Raw genomic sequence first — 15328 nt, 5'->3', positions numbered from 1 at the left:
TTAGTTGATTTGTTTGTTCTCTAGCAGAGATACTCGTAAGGCAAGCTCTTTAAGAAGATGTTCTTGTGTTCCAAGGGTTCCTTTTTGTGTCTCAATAATTTCTTGCTGTTCCTGAATGGCTTTAATCAACACAGGAATTAAGTCTGAGTAATACACCCCTAAACGCTCTAGTTCTTTTTTCTCAAAGGTTCCTTCTTCATCAACAGCTACTAGTTCGTGTGTTTTAACGACTTCTGGAATCACCTCCAATACATCTTGAGCGATCAGCCCTAGTTTTTCGCCTTGTTCTGGTTTTGCTTTCCAGCGAAAACGTACTGGGGTGAGGTTTAAAATTTCGCGTAAGCCATATTTTAAATTTTGAATATCTTTTTTCTCTCTACGATCTGAGGTATTGATCGTACCGTCTGTTGCCCAAACAGCTGTCCAGCGAAGTGTTGACCCACCCAGTTGAAAACTATTATCGATATCTGGAAACAAACTACTATTCCATTCCAAGCGATTGTTTCCTGTATCTTCTACCGTTTCAGAACCAATACGCAGGCGCCCATTGGCGATATGTAAACGTTCTTGAGGATTGGAAGTGCCTACACCGATGTTGCCATTTTTCAAGACGGTCATAGCGTTACTTTGATTAGAAATACTTGTACCATTGCCTACCACAAATACTCTATCGGTTCCTGCTACTCCATTTGTAGAAGGGGTATATAGTGTGTTATAACGACCAATCACAAATTCAGAATCGGAGAGAGCAATAGCACTTGTTCCCATCGCAAAAGAATTGTCCCCAAAAGCTTGTGAAGCAAAGCCAAAACCAACGGCATTATCTCCAAGTACAATGGTTTGATCCCCGCCAGCTATAGCTTGATCCCCAGATGCATTGGATTGACGTCCTAATGAAAAAGCACTACTACCAGAAGCACTTGTCTGACTACCTGTGGATACTGCTGCAAATCCTGAAGCGACAGTACTATTTCCCATGGCGACTGAATTAAAACTTGTAGCTTCAGTATTAGATCCGATGGCAAATGCAACATTTCCTGATGCTTCCGTAGAAGCCCCCATAGCCACAGCGCCAGTAGCAGTTGCTATGCTCGTAAGACCCGTAGTAAAAGATGCTACTCCAGAAGCATTAGTTTGATTTCCAAATGCGACAGCACCTTGACCACTAGCCTGGGTACTTTCTCCAGCTGTTAATGTGTATTGCCCATTAGAAGTTGTATTATGACCTAAGGCAATGGCCAATTCTCCTGTGGTACCATCTGCACTGATCGTGGAGTCTGCCATAGCAATATTTCCATTTTTAAAAATGGTTAAGGCATTGCTATCAGAACTTCCCACGGGAGCACCATTTCCTATTTCAAACAAAGGATCTGTAGGTACCCAAACTAAAGGGTCTCCTCCACCTATATTACCACGTCCAAAAGCGACAGATAGATAGGCATCTGTATGTAATCCTATCCCTTGAGCAAATGAAACGAGACCTATGGCATTACTAGTACTACCAAAAACAACAGCTCCAGAACCAGAGGCAGTATTACTCGCACCTCCTGCAAAAGAGGATGATCCAGAAGCTGTGTTATTAACTCCAAAAGCAAAAGAATTGGTTTCTGAAGCAACATTTGAACTGCCTATGGCCATAGCATTCGCACCAGAGGCTCTGTTTTGAAATCCCATAGCAATAGCACGAGGAGCTGTAGCAATCGTGTTGATACCCGTAGCAAAAGCGTGTTCTCCCGTGGCACCGTACGGAAATACAAGGGTTGCACCATTAGCATCAGAAACGCTGAGGTCAATCGCATTAAATCCAACTGCTCCGTAACCTTCACTAGAATTATCACCGACACCTACCAATCGCCATCCGATACCATTGCCTTCATCTAGCGCCTCTAAACCTGTTACATTTTGTGCTGTTTGAGCGTGTAATGCATAGGGTACAGAGAGAAACTGCGTCGTTCCCAGATCTAAAAGACCACCTCCCGTATTGATTTGTACGTTTAAAAAATGATCGTCTGCTGTCCAGTCTATCGTTGCATAGTCTCCACTGAGTACCGTTCCTTCTCCAATATTGAGAACAATGAGTCCATTAGCATCTGTCGTTGGGGTATGATTTTCAGTATAGACGTTTGTCTGATCAGTACCTTGTAGAATACTAAATTGAATAATGATAAGGTCGTTGCTTAGAATACTACCAGTATTGTCGCGAATAATCGCTTTATAGTTGATAGACTGCGATTGTGCCATTCCCAAATAGAAAGGAAGTACACAACAGCACACATATAATAATTTCTGAAAGGTTTTCATACAAGACACAGGTTAGTTTACTCATTGGTGTTCTCGTTTTTAAAAAGTAAACATCCAGATTTGATATTTTTAATAATCTAAAATTAGCACTTTGATTATCAGTGTTTTGATTGTAAAATATAAAGTGGAGTATCATTGGTTTCTAGAACACACACACTTTTTTAGTACTTTTAAGGAAGATGATGTTTACTTTATCTTCTGTAATGCACTAATATGAAAAAGCAACGCCTTATTACTGGATTAAAAGAAGATCGACCAGAAGCATTACGCGACATCTACCTTGCACATCGCAAGGCTTTCTTACGTTATGCAAAGAAGTATCCGATTACAACCTCTATGGCTGAAGATGTTTATCAAGATGCCATTATTATCTTAAGAGATAATGCACGTCAGGGAAAACTTGACAATCTAAAAAGCGAACTCAGAACCTATTTGTTTAGTATTGGTAAATATTTAATTTATAGTCAATTGCGTGCTCAACAAAAAGTACATCTTGTAGAGGACTTCTCAGAAATGTATCAAGAACAAACCCTAATGACTGACATAGTTGAAGCGACAATGCATACGGATGAACAGCGTGATCAAATGCAGTTAGCATTGGAAAAATTAGGTGGTAAATGCCGAGAAATCCTGTATTTATTTTATTATCGAGGCTTTAGTCTCGAAGAAATTGTAGAGAAATTAGATTATAGTAATAAGGATGTAGCCAAAAGTCAAAAATCCCGATGTCTTAAAAGTTTGAAGACACTCGTTCAATCTCCCAGTTATGGATAAAGATCTATTGATTCAAAAATATTTAAAAGGTACTTTAAGCGAATCCGAGGAATTATTGTTCCAAGAGTATCTCGAGAAAGACCCTTCCTTTGCTAAGGATATTCCCTTTTATGAGGGACTTCATTACGCTTTCGCGAAAGCGGACTATGAACAGACAAAATCACAGTTACAGTCTTTTTATAAAGAAGAAAAGCAATCTGTATGGAGAAAATGGTCGATAGCTGCAACTATTTTAGTGCTTATGGGGTTAGGAAGCTTGTGGTTTTTGAATACAATCAATTCTACCGAAACTTTGTATGCTCACTATTTTGAACCGTATAAAAATGTAGTACAACCCACCGTACGTGGGGAAACTATAAAGACGACAAAAGTACTTGCCTTTATGGCGTATGATGACGGAGATTATGATACCGCGATTGTACATATAAATGAACTTTTGGAAGATAAACCAGAGGCGATACTCGCGCTATATAAAGCGAATGCCCAACTACAAATAGATCAAACGGAAGCTGCCATCGAAACCTTGAAGTCTCAAATTAAAAAAACAGACACCATCTATGCCGAAGCGCAGTGGTACTTAGCATTGAGTTATTTAAAACTAGATAATAAAGAAGCCGCAAAAAGTTACTTAAATACATTACTTCAAACTAATTCGAGTTTTAAGAATAAAGATGCAACAGCGCTATTAAAATCGTTGGAATAGGCGTTTTCTAAACAGGAATAAGAATAGAAAGATAGCTCCGACAATGAGTAGGATTTTTATCCAAGGACTTCCTTGCTGACTAATAGCCGTTGGATTTCCAGAAATCACAAAACCCGACCAGTAGTAAGGATGTTGCAAGGTAGGATAATCCATATTGGAGTTGAGGTAATCTAGTTTAGATTGTTGAAGTGCTTCATCTTTAGACATTCCTTCGCTAAGATATTTGTAGAAGCCTGTCATAATCGTCGTGGTTTCTGTATCAGGTACTTTCCATAAACTCATGAGGGTACTTGAGGCACCAGCATGCGTAAAAGCATTTGCCATACTTTGTATTCCCTTTCCTTTGATTTCTTTGCCAATACCTGTTTCGCAAGCACTTAAAGTGACCAAAGATGCATTTAGTTGTAGTCCGTAAATTTCAGGTAGTGTCAAACTCGTCTGTGCTGGGTCTATGATTTCTTCTTCATAAAACTGAATGTGACTTTGTAATGGATTCTCTGTATTTGCAACAGCATGCGTAGCCAGATGAATGATAGAAGCCGTAGCTACTTTGTCGAGGAATGCTGTTTTTGAGGCGTATTGATCTATATAGGCATCGTGATTAAAATACTGTCCGATCGCTTTGATTTCGTCAGCACTTTTGGTAAGGCGGCTATTAAAAATCCCTTGCTGTGTAGCAAAAGGAGCCATTAATAATGCCTGATGGGATGTTGTTGTTTCTTTTTGGCGTATGGTGGTTGTGATATGCACCACAGGAGTTTTTTGTAATAGATAGGTTCCTTCATCTTCCATCCATAAAGATGCTACAGGAATAAGATGTAATTTATCATCCAGCAGTATCGCCGTTTTTGCATCAGGTTGGATATATTTTTCAAAGAGTGTTTTGTATATCAGTTGATGTGCTTTCTTGTTTATGGGGGTCTCTATTTTCCGAACTCCAGAACTGACTTCGTTGATAGCGTCTTCGAGTACTGTTGTCAGTGGGATTTTATCAAAGTATTGTGTTGTTTCATTTTCGTTGAGCACATAGATAGCATCTTGTCCCCAGAAATAAAATACCGTATTATATCCTTGATAGGTTGCTCTCAGGTTTTTTATAAATGGAATTGAGGTAATCTCCTTGCGTTTTTGTGCACTTTTAAGCTCATTGAGTATGGTCACATATTGGCTTTCTAAACGTAATTGTAGTGCTTTCTCAAACGTTTCTTTAGTTTCTGTCGTTTTCCACTCTTCTTGATAGATCTGCATTAAATTACCGTATACATTTTTGAATTGGGCTTCATCCAGAAAAGCATCTTCATCACTAATTCCACCCATTAATTTAATCAACTCATGCGCTGTTTCGTAGGACTTTCTTTTCGTTTTAAGATACGTGCTGTCTTTTGTTTTGGTATATAATGCTTCGGCGAGTTGGGCTTTAAATAATAGATTATCGAGCAGTATATTTTTATGAGCTTTCTCGATGTTGTTGAGATCAAGAGGGGTATGAAAAGAAGTGGTAACTTTTTCTGCCCCAGTATTCAAAATAAGCGCTTCTTCACTATAATATTGGGCGTTTTTATAATCCTTAAGGTCCAGATAATTTTTAGCTAGTTTAATAAAAAGTCCTGCTCTTTCTGCGTTTCTATATTCCAGCGATTCTTGTAGGGCTTTGGTACCTAGCAACTCATTGATCGCTTTTTGATAGTTTCCTTGAGCATTATAAATATCGGCGATACGTTCGCTTAAAAACCATTCAGAAAAGTGAGATTTAAAGGCATCCGTACTAATCAGTTTTTTTAAGGCTAAAGATTGATTCAGTGCTTCTTCGTAAAGCGTATTTTTTATGAGATAATCTATATGATGGCTATAAAAATCGTACACAAAGAATAGGGGTTGGGTGTGTGCAAAGTTTTCAGTTTCAAATTCTTTAACCATGTTAGCAATCTCTTGATGCTGATTGGTGATGGTATACATTTTAAAAAGCCCTCCATAACTTAAGTATAATGGTGCTTTATGTTGCTTTGCTTTTTCTAGGGATTGCATATAGAAATCTTCCGCCTTCTTATAATTATGCTGGAATTCTTCTACTTTTCCCATTCTATATAAGGTAGATACATAGTAGGTAAGATACTCTGGGTCTTGGATTATATCACCTTCTTGAAGTAAGTTAAGCGCTTTTGATCCGTAATAGTGAGCAATAATAGGCTGGTTGTTCATATTTGCATTCTTACTTAACGCAGCATATAATTTTACCTTCGTCATACTAGGTTGCTTCAGCGCTTTATCAAAAGGTAAGGCTTGGTATAACGGATTTCCCCATTGTGATACGGGTTTTGAAAAAAGAAAACAGCTATGTTCCAGAATTTTGACTTCAACAACTTCTTGCGCAAGTTCTAGTTGTTGATATAAAGAATCTGTTTTATGAATTAACGGAAGTGCCGTTTCGGTATCTCTCTCTCGCAATGCTGTTTTCGCTTGCGCTAAATAATTGTCAGCGAGTTCACGATCTACTTGGTTCTGAGGAGGAGATGACGTTTGAGCAACAAGTATGGTTGTACACCAGATACAACCCAGCATAAACTGAATAGAAAAAAGGATAAATCTCGATAGGAAGCGAGCGTGCATTTTGAAAGTCTAGGTTTATTAGCGTGTATCAAGTGATATACTAATATACAAACAACTTAATAACTTAAATACACTAAGCGAATTGCTTCAATTTTTCTTGGAGTGCTTTGAGGTAACTCCATGTAATGTGTAAATATCTCTTTACACGCTTTCGTACTTCGACTTAGCTCGGTATAAACTTTTACGTTACTATATTTCTTTACACGCTTTCGTACTTCGACTCCGCTCAGTATAAACTTCTGCGTCACTATGTTCCTAGAAAGCGTAAAAAATCAGAAACCCTTACACCAACTCCTTCAACTTCTCTTGTAGTGCTTTGATATGATCGCGAAGTTTTGCCGCTTGCATAAAGTCAAGTTCTTTGGCAGCTGTTTCCATCGCTTTGCGGGTGTCTCTGATACTCTTTTCTATTTGAGGTTTGGTTTGATAGGTGGCAGCATCTTCGGCGGCGAGATTGATGAGGTTTTCAGCTTCTAGCGAATACGTTGCCTTTCGCGTAAGCGCATTATCCAAACTCTTTATAATCGCCTCTGGTTTGAGTCCGTGGGCGGTATTGTAGGCAATTTGTTTATTCCTTCGGTAGTCACTTCCATCAATGGTTTCTTGCATACTTCGGGTAATCTTATCTGCGTACATAATAGCTTTTCCATTAATATTACGTGCAGCACGTCCTATGGTTTGCGTTAAGGAACGGTTACTCCGTAAAAAACCTTCTTTATCAGCATCCAGAATCGCCACGAGTGATACTTCAGGAAGATCCAATCCTTCACGTAGTAAATTGACACCCACGAGCACATCATACAATCCTTTACGCAAATCTTGCATAATCTCCACACGCTCTAGCGTATCTACATCAGAGTGAATGTATCGCGTACGTATGTCAATACGAGAAAGGTACTTGGTCAACTCTTCCGCCATACGTTTGGTTAAGGTGGTGACCAAAATACGCTCATCTCTCGCTACTACTTTATTAATTTCTTCAATGAGGTCGTCTATTTGATTCAAACTAGGACGAACTTCTATAATAGGATCAAGTAATCCTGTAGGACGTATGATTTGCTCCACATACGTACCTTCAGATTTTTGTAATTCATAATCAGCGGGCGTTGCAGAAACATAGATCACTTGATTTTGTAGTGCTTCCCATTCTTCAAATTTCAACGGACGGTTATCCATCGCGGCAGGCAATCTAAATCCGTATTCTACAAGATTTTCTTTACGACTTCGATCTCCACCATACATAGCACTCACTTGAGAAACGGTTACGTGACTCTCATCGACCACCATGAGGTAATCATTTGGAAAATAGTCGAGTAAGCAGAAAGGTCTGGTACCAGGTTCTCTCCCGTCCAAATAGCGAGAATAATTCTCAATCCCTGAACAATAGCCGAGTTCGCGAATCATCTCCAAATCAAAATTGGTGCGTTCATCCAGACGTTTTGCTTCCAGATGTCTACCGATGTCTTTAAAGTAATCGACTTGTTTAACAAGGTCTTCTCCTATCTGATTGATTGCCCCTTGAAGTACGTCTGGTGAGGTCACAAACATATTCGCTGGATAGATTCGTAAGTTTTCATACGTCTCAATCACCTCCGTCGTTTTAGGGTCAAAAGCTTCTATTTCTTCAATTTCATCTCCGAAAAAATGAACTCTAAATGCCATGTCTGCATACCCAGGAAAAATCTCTACGATATCTCCTTTGATTCTAAAATTACCGCGATTAAATTCCATTTCGGTACGACTATACAAACTTTGTACAAGTTTTTTTAAGAGCATCGTACGCGCAATCACTTGATCTCGTTTGATTTCAATCACGTTTTTCTGAAACTCGGCGGGATTTCCAATACCATATAAACAAGATACCGATGCCACGACCAATACATCGCGTCTTCCCGAAAGTAGGGAAGAGGTGGTGCTCAATCGCATTTTCTCAATCTCTTCATTAATAGAAAGATCTTTTTCTATATACACACCCGACGACGGAATAAAGGCTTCTGGCTGATAGTAATCGTAATAAGAGACAAAATATTCTACCGCATTTTCAGGAAAGAATGCCTTAAACTCGCTGTATAATTGAGCAGCTAGTGTTTTATTGTGAGCTAATACCAGCGTAGGTTTTTGTACCTGTTCAATCACATTTGCAATGGTAAAGGTTTTTCCACTTCCCGTCACACCAAGTAGGGTTTGGTACGGTTCTTTTGCATTTAGACCTTCCACAAGCGATTGAATCGCAGTAGGTTGATCTCCAGTAGGTTTAAAGTCGGATTGTAGTTTAAATTTCATAAGCAAAATCGTCATGCTAAAATAGGGTTTTTTACGCTTTCGCGAAAGCGGAATCAACCTGCATATTATATGTGATTTTAAACGACGAACTCTGAATGACGAAGTGAAAATTAACGATTGGAGATTATTGATCAATGGGATACTTGCCTTCGTGGGTATGAATACATAAAAACACCTCCCTAGCCCTTACTTCAGCAAACTCAGCACAGCGCCTTTCTTGGAAGGAAGACTCTTATAAGATTAGTTATCAAAATATACGCTTTCGCGAAAGCGTAAAAACGAATATTTAAAAAATAGAGTATTGTTCTATTTTAGAGTACTACGCTATTTTTAATTTCTAGCTCTCAGCACCCAACTTCATAGCCCTAGTATTCAACTTCTAGCTTCTAACGACAATTCATCCTTAAAAAATTACAATTCGGTGATTCTTACTTTTTAACAAGAGCGGTTTATAGCATCTTTACACCATCAAACAAAAACATAGAACTCATGAACGATACACAAAGAGATTATAAATATGACAGAGCTAAAGCATACGTCACCGAATTAAAAGAGTTTTACACGCACTTAATTAGCTATCTCATTATGGTACCTGTATTTATTTTTATAAATTACTATACAACTTCTTTTCCATGGGCAATATTTCCGATAGTAGGTTGGGGAATTGGTGTATTCAGTCACGGAGCGCAAACCTTTGGATGGAACCCATTGTTTAATAAAGATTGGGAGAAACGCAAAATAGATGAATTGTTACGTGATGATGAATTTTAAAAAATAGAAATTATGGAAGATCAAGAAAATAAATACGAAAGAGCGAGAAAGAGAGTCGCTCAACTCAAAAGATTTTACGGGAAGTTAGGAGGTTTCCTTTTATTTGGACTCTTGTTTCTAGGCTTCAATTATTACTCAAACGGATTGCGATATCCTTGGTTTTTATGGATCGTAGGATTTTGGGGATTAGGAGTCGGAATCGAAGCATTTAAACTTTTTGGAACCGACTTGTTTTTAGGAAAAAACTGGGAACAACGTAAGATCAAAGAGCAAATGGAAAAAGAAAATAGAGAATCTTCAACGTGGTTTTAATGGAACATATAGATCAAGAAAAACTAGAACGTGCGAAGCAGCAGGTACGTATTGAAAAGGAGTGGTATACACATCTTTTTATTTATCTGGTTATGAATATTGTATTGCAATTATTGTATGCAGGTATTTTTGACGGAGGAAAGTTTACAGATTATATTCCTTGGTGGGTACGTATCACAACACCATTTTTCTGGGGACTTAATCTATTTATACATTGGTTTTATGCTTTTAAAAAGTTGCGTTTTGATGGGTTTTATAAAAAATGGGAAGCGCGCAAGATTAAAGAGTATATGGAAGAGGAGGAAAAAGATTTTACACATACGATTAGAAAATATACTAAATAGATTTCTTTATTTAAGAGAATGAAAAAGAATACTCAACAAAGATGATAATGGAACATAGTAATCAAGAAAAACTGGAACGTGCAAAAAAGCAGGTAGAAAATGAGAAAGGATGGTACACACATCTTTTTGTATACCTCATTGTCAATATATGTTTACAATTTTTTTATTTTGGACTCTTTGATGATGGAAGAATCACAGGGTATATGCCGTGGTGGGTTCATTTTACAACACCTTTCTTTTGGGGTATCGGTTTATTTGGACATTGGCTAAAAACGTTTAAAAAAATACGTTCTATACAATTTTATAAAAATTGGGAAGCGCGTAAAATCAAAGAGTTTATGGAAGAAGAGGAAGAAGATTTTACACGAAATATTAGAAAGAAAAAGGAATAGATTCCCTTCTCCAAGGGAATGAATAGAAATGCTTAAATAAGGATCAATGGAAGATATGAATGAAAAAAAGTATGAGCGTGCTAAGAAGCAGGTAGAAAATGAAAAAGCGTGGTATACACATCTCTTTGCTTATATTGTTTTTTGTACCATAGAGCAGTTATTTTACGCAGGTGTTTTTGATGATGGAATGTTTACTTCGTATATCCCTTTTTGGACACGTTTAATAACACCGACCTTATGGGGAATCGGCTTGTTCTTACATTGGTTATATGTATTTAAGGGATTCCGTTTTAATTTCTTCTATAAGAAATGGGAAGCGCGTAAAATCAAAGAGTATATGGAAGAAGAGGAGGAAGATTCTACACATATCATTAAAAAGTAACATCATGGATTCTCTCCTTCGAGGGAATGAAAACAAATAATCAATCAAAAAATAGTAGTATGAAAGTATATAGTATCCTTTTCCTTATGTGTTTCACTTTTTTAGGAGCTCACGCACAAGCATCTTTTGTGATTAAGGACGTGACCTTGTTTGATGGAGAAACGGTGATAGAAAAAACGTCTGTTCTTGTAGAAAACGGTGTCGTTACAAAAGTTGGGAAACGGATCAAAGGGGATTATACGATCATAGATGGGAAGAATAAATTTTTAATGCCTGCATTGACCAATGCTCATGTACACGCATTTATCGCTACACAATTACAGGAAGCCGCAAAAGCAGGAGTGCTTAATCTATTAGATATGCACGGATATGAACCTGTACAACAGTATATGACGGCGATGCGCGATCAGCCCAATACAGCAAGATTGTACAGAGCTGGATATGCAGCCACAGCACCTGGCGGTCACGGGACACAATATGGATTTGATGTCCCTACATTAGAAAAGCCAGAAGATGCAAAACAATGGGTCGCAGATCGTGTAGCAGCAGGTGTAGATCATATTAAAATTATAGTGGAGCCTTGGAAAGAGACCATTTCCCAAGAGACTGCAAAAGCAGTGATAGAAGAAGCGCATGCCAATGATAAAGTTGCCGTCGTACATATCTCAAAAGAAGAAGACGCCTATCAAGTAGTGTCAAACGGAGCCGATGGTTTAGTCCACATCTGGACCGATATAGAGATGCCTCAAGAACATTTGGACGATCTCGTTAAAAATCAAGATTTCTTCGTGATTCCTACAGTGCTGACCAATGTACTGGTGCAACCCCTATTTTTTGGAAAAAACGAAGAAGAAACTGCCGAAGTCGAAGCAAAAATTCTAAAAGAAGTAAAACGACTTTATGATGCTGGAATCCCTATACTCGCAGGAACAGATCCCCCAAATGCGAATATCAACATGGGTAGCGATTTGTATAAAGAATTACTACTCTTTAGCAAAGCTGGAATCCCTGCTGTAGATGTATTAAAAAGTGCTACGTCATTACCCGCTACAAAATTTGATATAGGAAAAACGGGCTTTGTCAAAGAAGGATATATCGCCGATTTATTATTACTTTCAAAAAGTCCGTTGGAGACTATGGAACATATTTCCAGTATAGAAATTATTTGGAAAGCAGGAGTTGTCGTTGAAAAATAATCCTACGCAAACATCTATAAAAACTATTTTTAAATAGTAATTTTACAGGTGTTCGCTTTCGCGAAAGCAAAAAAGAAATCAAAACGAATAGCTTATAAACAACGATTAGATGTTGTTTCAAACGTAACATACTTTTATAAAAACAGATAGCATACACGATTATGATGAATGTATTGATCATAGAAGACGAAAAACCTTCTGCACGTAGATTGCATAGAATGCTTGCCGAACTTGATGTTACCGTCAATGAAATGTTGCATTCTGTAGAAGAAGCGGTAGCGTGGTTTCAAAAGAATGCACATCCAGATTTGATCTTTTTAGATATCCAATTGTCAGATGGCTTGTCCTTTGAGATTTTTGATCAAGTGGAAGTGAAAAGCGCTATTATTTTTACCACAGCATTTGACGAATATGCTTTACAAGCTTTTAAGTTAAATAGCGTTGATTATTTGTTAAAGCCTATTGATGACGAGGATTTAGAGAAAGCTGTCGCGAAATATAAAGAGCGCATTCCCAAACATCAAGATGTTGCCCTTAACTTTGAAGATATCAAAAAGCTATTAGGTGTTACCGCCGTAGAACGCGAATATAAAAGACGTTTCACTACAAAAATTGGACAACACTTGAAGATGATTCCTGTCGATGAAATTGAATGCTTTTACAGCGAAAATAAAGGCACCTATGTCGGTACTACTGAAGGAAGAAATTATCTATTGGATACGACTTTAGAACAGCTAGAAGAAGAGTTAGAACCGAAGACCTTCTTTAGAGTCAGTCGAAAGTTTTATATAAATATCAATGCGATTAAAGACATTATTTCCTATACCAATTCTCGTTTACAAATCAAATTAAACCATTGGAACGAGCAAGAAATTATCGTGAGTAGAGAGCGTGTAAAGGATTTTAAAACGTGGATAGATTGATAATAAAGAAGTGAAGATATCTGCGCTGTATGACTTAGGGCTAATTTACATTTTTATCCATCTAACCAGCAAATGAAAACCAAATTTAAAATCCAGACTTGCCACGCTTTTGGGCGTGGGAGAATTTTGTAAGTAGGTGAGGACAAGAAATGAATTTTATACGGAGTTGTAGCAGATATTTTATTTATCTGTAACTATTTTAACGGCTTTATACATTTGTTCTTTTGCAAATTCTCCAAAGTAACTTATAAATTCTCCTTTTTCGGAAACAACAACAAAGCTGCTACACGGATAATGCCGTTTGAAAAAAAGTCGTTCTATCGTTTGTTTTGGGTCTTTAATCCATTCTTTAAACCCGTCGTTTCTACCAAATAACCCATCAATTTCTTTATAGACATAGACTATATTTGATTCTGTTATTTCATTAATTCCTTTTTCCATCTGATTATACCAACTTTTTCTTGTCCTTCTAGTTGCAGTACCACTTGAATTACAAGGGTCTTTACCTGGATAATAAATGATAACTAACGGTTTTGTTGAATCAATTTTTCTATTTGATGCTAATGTTAGTAATGAATCTAAATAGCTTCTATTTAGTAAAGTCCCCTGATTTTCTCGTACCGAGAGTATTTTATGATTGATAGAATCTCCCTGAATACTTAGTATTGTGTAGTTTTTCCATTTTCTTTTTTCATATTCCGTTTTTGAAATTGGATCATAATTTTCATCAAAATATTTGATATCATTAAGGTTAGGCTCTTGATTCTGGGAAAACGAGAAACTTGAAATTAAAATGGCTATTATAAATAATTGAAATGATTTGTTCATATTTTAGGTAAAAGGAGTTTGTGCTTAATAGATAGGTAATAATTTTATATGTGGTGCCTATTACACAAGTTTTGCTAAAATACATAAAACTAGTAACTTGTGGTATGCAACGATTTAAGAATGATCAAGGGAAATTATCCAATAGTTTTCAATTAAATGACCGAGTTCCTTCAACTAATTTTTACAGGTGTTTAAAGAGGTAGCATAGCTTTTTTTGGAATTGTAAAATGGCTCAATTTATGGAGCTGAGGAAGATCAATACGATAGGAATATATCAAGCTAATAAGGTAATGCGCTTATCTTCAATAGCGTATAACTTGAAGAAGTATCTCAAATTTACTCATAAAAAGGTAAAAAGTGGGATAGGAAAGAGGCTTTTGTCTGGATTTTATAAAATCACTTTTGACAAGCGATTTTACTTTATATAACCGTTTTTTAAATCAGACCTGAATATCAGATGGCATAAAAAAAGCCTCGGGAGAGAGGCTCAGAATGAGTCGTTTTTATCAAAATTATGGAGGTGTGCAACGGTTACCGGTGTTGTAAGCCGTATTTTATATTTCAGATTTTAATATTACTGGATTTATCTTGTATCTATCCACTACTTTTCTAACCAAAACATCAAACCATTTCGGTGAATCTGGATGTATATAAATTTCACTGCAAAAATCATCTAAGTTTATGGGTTCTTGATAAAAACGATTCTGTGATTTAATTAGATTATCTATGTAGTCTTGATTTATCAAATTTGCATTAGTGATTCCAAATTCAAAATAAATAACTGCTCTAAATTCATTTTCAAATGAGAAGCTTTTTCTTTTAAAGAATGATGGAATTGGCATAACTTGAACTCCATTTCTTTTCTTGTGTTCAAAATACTTTCTGATGTCTAACTTGTTAAAATCTACATATTCCACATTTCCATATACAATTGAATTTTTTGAATTTTGGAGGCTTTTCATAAGGTTGCCAACAGTAGTCTTTATTGCAACTCCTTCGTTAGTGTTAATATAAGACTTCCACATTCCATAGTTTTCATAATTGTTAATGTGCCAACAAGATGCAAAGTTGCCTAGGCGAACCAAAATGTCAATTAGTTGTGAAAGCAATGATTTTTCAATCTTTGCTAAGAAGTCATCAGATAAAAATCTTTCATAATCAGAAGGTGGGTATGCTCCTTCAAATTTGTCATAAAAGTCATCTAATCGAGTGAAGTGTAATTGTTTTGTTTCTAAAAGTGCAATAAACTTGCTAAAATCAAGATACCGCCAGATAATAGTATTGTCATCAAATCGTGGTTTTGATTCAATTTTTTCACCAAACACGTCAAAATGTGCTGGCTGAATTGATGATGTAAACCAATCATTTTCAACCTTACTCGTATGAAGTCTAAATATCTTTTTGGACATCTCTTATTCTTTATGGCTTGCAACGTCAGTCTGTCTCAAAACTGCCAATATTTTTCTAAATATAAGTTTTTCTAAGCTGCTCTAGGAATGAATTTGAATTCTG

The 15328-nt window shown here is 36.8% G+C and carries 14 protein-coding genes; 9 read left to right on the top strand and 5 right to left on the bottom strand.

The window, feature by feature from the left end:
* A complete protein-coding gene (locus Q0505_RS01100) occupies positions 1 to 2301 on the bottom strand; it encodes a tail fiber domain-containing protein (RefSeq protein ID WP_299207870.1) in 2301 nt (766 codons plus the stop codon).
* A 213-nt stretch (positions 2302 to 2514) separates the two neighbouring features.
* On the opposite strand from Q0505_RS01100, the gene Q0505_RS01095 reads away from it, so the two are divergent.
* Positions 2515 to 3075, top strand: a complete 561-nt coding sequence (locus Q0505_RS01095) for a sigma-70 family RNA polymerase sigma factor (RefSeq protein ID WP_299207868.1) — start codon at positions 2515 to 2517, stop codon at positions 3073 to 3075.
* Positions 3068 to 3778 carry a tetratricopeptide repeat protein gene (locus tag Q0505_RS01090; RefSeq protein ID WP_299207866.1) on the top strand — a complete coding sequence of 237 codons (711 nt, stop codon included), beginning with the start codon at positions 3068 to 3070 and terminating at the stop codon, positions 3776 to 3778. Before Q0505_RS01095 ends, Q0505_RS01090 begins: the two co-directional genes overlap by 8 nt.
* Here Q0505_RS01090 and Q0505_RS01085 read toward each other — a convergent pair.
* Positions 3761 to 6385: a CHAT domain-containing protein gene (locus tag Q0505_RS01085; protein WP_299207864.1), complete on the bottom strand. Its 2625-nt coding sequence runs from the start codon at positions 6383 to 6385 to the stop codon at positions 3761 to 3763. The genes Q0505_RS01090 and Q0505_RS01085 overlap by 18 nt on opposite strands.
* A gap of 282 nt (positions 6386 to 6667) precedes the next feature.
* On the bottom strand, positions 6668 to 8668 hold the full coding sequence (gene uvrB / locus Q0505_RS01080; RefSeq protein ID WP_299207862.1) for an excinuclease ABC subunit UvrB: 2001 nt from the start codon (positions 8666 to 8668) through the stop codon (positions 6668 to 6670).
* Positions 8669 to 9157: 489 nt separating this feature from the next.
* On the opposite strand from uvrB, the gene Q0505_RS01075 reads away from it, so the two are divergent.
* The 7 genes from Q0505_RS01075 (at position 9158) to Q0505_RS01045 (ending at position 12988) form a co-directional block, all read left to right on the top strand.
* A complete protein-coding gene (locus Q0505_RS01075) occupies positions 9158 to 9439 on the top strand; it encodes a 2TM domain-containing protein (protein ID WP_299207860.1) in 282 nt (93 codons plus the stop codon).
* A gap of 12 nt (positions 9440 to 9451) precedes the next feature.
* Positions 9452 to 9751 carry a 2TM domain-containing protein gene (locus Q0505_RS01070; RefSeq protein ID WP_299207858.1) on the top strand — a complete coding sequence of 100 codons (300 nt, stop codon included), beginning with the start codon at positions 9452 to 9454 and terminating at the stop codon, positions 9749 to 9751.
* Positions 9751 to 10095 carry a 2TM domain-containing protein gene (locus Q0505_RS01065; protein ID WP_299207856.1) on the top strand — a complete coding sequence of 115 codons (345 nt, stop codon included), beginning with the start codon at positions 9751 to 9753 and terminating at the stop codon, positions 10093 to 10095. The genes Q0505_RS01070 and Q0505_RS01065 overlap by 1 nt, the downstream gene beginning before the upstream one ends.
* Positions 10096 to 10142: 47 nt before the next feature.
* Positions 10143 to 10487, top strand: coding sequence for a 2TM domain-containing protein (locus Q0505_RS01060; RefSeq protein ID WP_299207854.1), 345 nt, complete (start codon positions 10143 to 10145; stop codon positions 10485 to 10487).
* Between the two features lie 46 nt (positions 10488 to 10533).
* A complete protein-coding gene (locus tag Q0505_RS01055; protein WP_299207852.1) occupies positions 10534 to 10869 on the top strand; it encodes a 2TM domain-containing protein in 336 nt (111 codons plus the stop codon).
* 59 nt (positions 10870 to 10928) lie between these two features.
* Positions 10929 to 12065 carry an amidohydrolase family protein gene (locus Q0505_RS01050; protein ID WP_299207850.1) on the top strand — a complete coding sequence of 379 codons (1137 nt, stop codon included), beginning with the start codon at positions 10929 to 10931 and terminating at the stop codon, positions 12063 to 12065.
* Between the two features lie 164 nt (positions 12066 to 12229).
* Entirely contained in the window at positions 12230 to 12988 is a 759-nt protein-coding gene (locus tag Q0505_RS01045) for a LytTR family DNA-binding domain-containing protein (RefSeq protein WP_299207903.1), read from the top strand.
* Positions 12989 to 13168: 180 nt separating this feature from the next.
* Here Q0505_RS01045 and Q0505_RS01040 read toward each other — a convergent pair whose 3' ends face one another.
* Positions 13169 to 13816, bottom strand: coding sequence for a hypothetical protein (locus Q0505_RS01040; protein WP_299207848.1), 648 nt, complete (start codon positions 13814 to 13816; stop codon positions 13169 to 13171).
* A 554-nt stretch (positions 13817 to 14370) separates the two neighbouring features.
* Positions 14371 to 15225, bottom strand: a complete 855-nt coding sequence (locus tag Q0505_RS01035) for a DUF2971 domain-containing protein (protein WP_299207846.1) — start codon at positions 15223 to 15225, stop codon at positions 14371 to 14373.
* Between the last annotated feature and the right edge of the window lie 103 nt (positions 15226 to 15328).

Source organism: uncultured Dokdonia sp. (assembly GCF_937910895.1).
Taxonomy (GTDB): Bacteria; Bacteroidota; Bacteroidia; order Flavobacteriales; family Flavobacteriaceae; genus Dokdonia.
Note: the sequence above shows the minus strand (reverse complement) of the source record. Positions and strands in the feature narration are given on the sequence as shown.

Bases quoted from the DNA above. Each gene is read 5' to 3' on its own strand.
- Q0505_RS01065 (WP_299207856.1), top strand. From the start codon at position 9,751: ATGGAACATATAGATCAAGAAAAACTAGAACGTGCGAAGCAGCAGGTA.
- Q0505_RS01040 (WP_299207848.1), bottom strand. From the start codon at position 13,816: ATGAACAAATCATTTCAATTATTTATAATAGCCATTTTAATTTCAAGT.
- Q0505_RS01055 (WP_299207852.1), top strand. From the start codon at position 10,534: ATGGAAGATATGAATGAAAAAAAGTATGAGCGTGCTAAGAAGCAGGTA.
- Q0505_RS01100 (WP_299207870.1), bottom strand. From the start codon at position 2,301: ATGAAAACCTTTCAGAAATTATTATATGTGTGCTGTTGTGTACTTCCT.
- Q0505_RS01090 (WP_299207866.1), top strand. From the start codon at position 3,068: ATGGATAAAGATCTATTGATTCAAAAATATTTAAAAGGTACTTTAAGC.
- uvrB (WP_299207862.1), bottom strand. From the start codon at position 8,668: ATGAAATTTAAACTACAATCCGACTTTAAACCTACTGGAGATCAACCT.
- Q0505_RS01035 (WP_299207846.1), bottom strand. From the start codon at position 15,225: ATGTCCAAAAAGATATTTAGACTTCATACGAGTAAGGTTGAAAATGAT.
- Q0505_RS01095 (WP_299207868.1), top strand. From the start codon at position 2,515: ATGAAAAAGCAACGCCTTATTACTGGATTAAAAGAAGATCGACCAGAA.
- Q0505_RS01075 (WP_299207860.1), top strand. From the start codon at position 9,158: ATGAACGATACACAAAGAGATTATAAATATGACAGAGCTAAAGCATAC.
- Q0505_RS01050 (WP_299207850.1), top strand. From the start codon at position 10,929: ATGAAAGTATATAGTATCCTTTTCCTTATGTGTTTCACTTTTTTAGGA.
- Q0505_RS01070 (WP_299207858.1), top strand. From the start codon at position 9,452: ATGGAAGATCAAGAAAATAAATACGAAAGAGCGAGAAAGAGAGTCGCT.
- Q0505_RS01045 (WP_299207903.1), top strand. From the start codon at position 12,230: ATGAATGTATTGATCATAGAAGACGAAAAACCTTCTGCACGTAGATTG.
- Q0505_RS01085 (WP_299207864.1), bottom strand. From the start codon at position 6,385: ATGCACGCTCGCTTCCTATCGAGATTTATCCTTTTTTCTATTCAGTTT.
- Q0505_RS01060 (WP_299207854.1), top strand. From the start codon at position 10,143: ATGGAACATAGTAATCAAGAAAAACTGGAACGTGCAAAAAAGCAGGTA.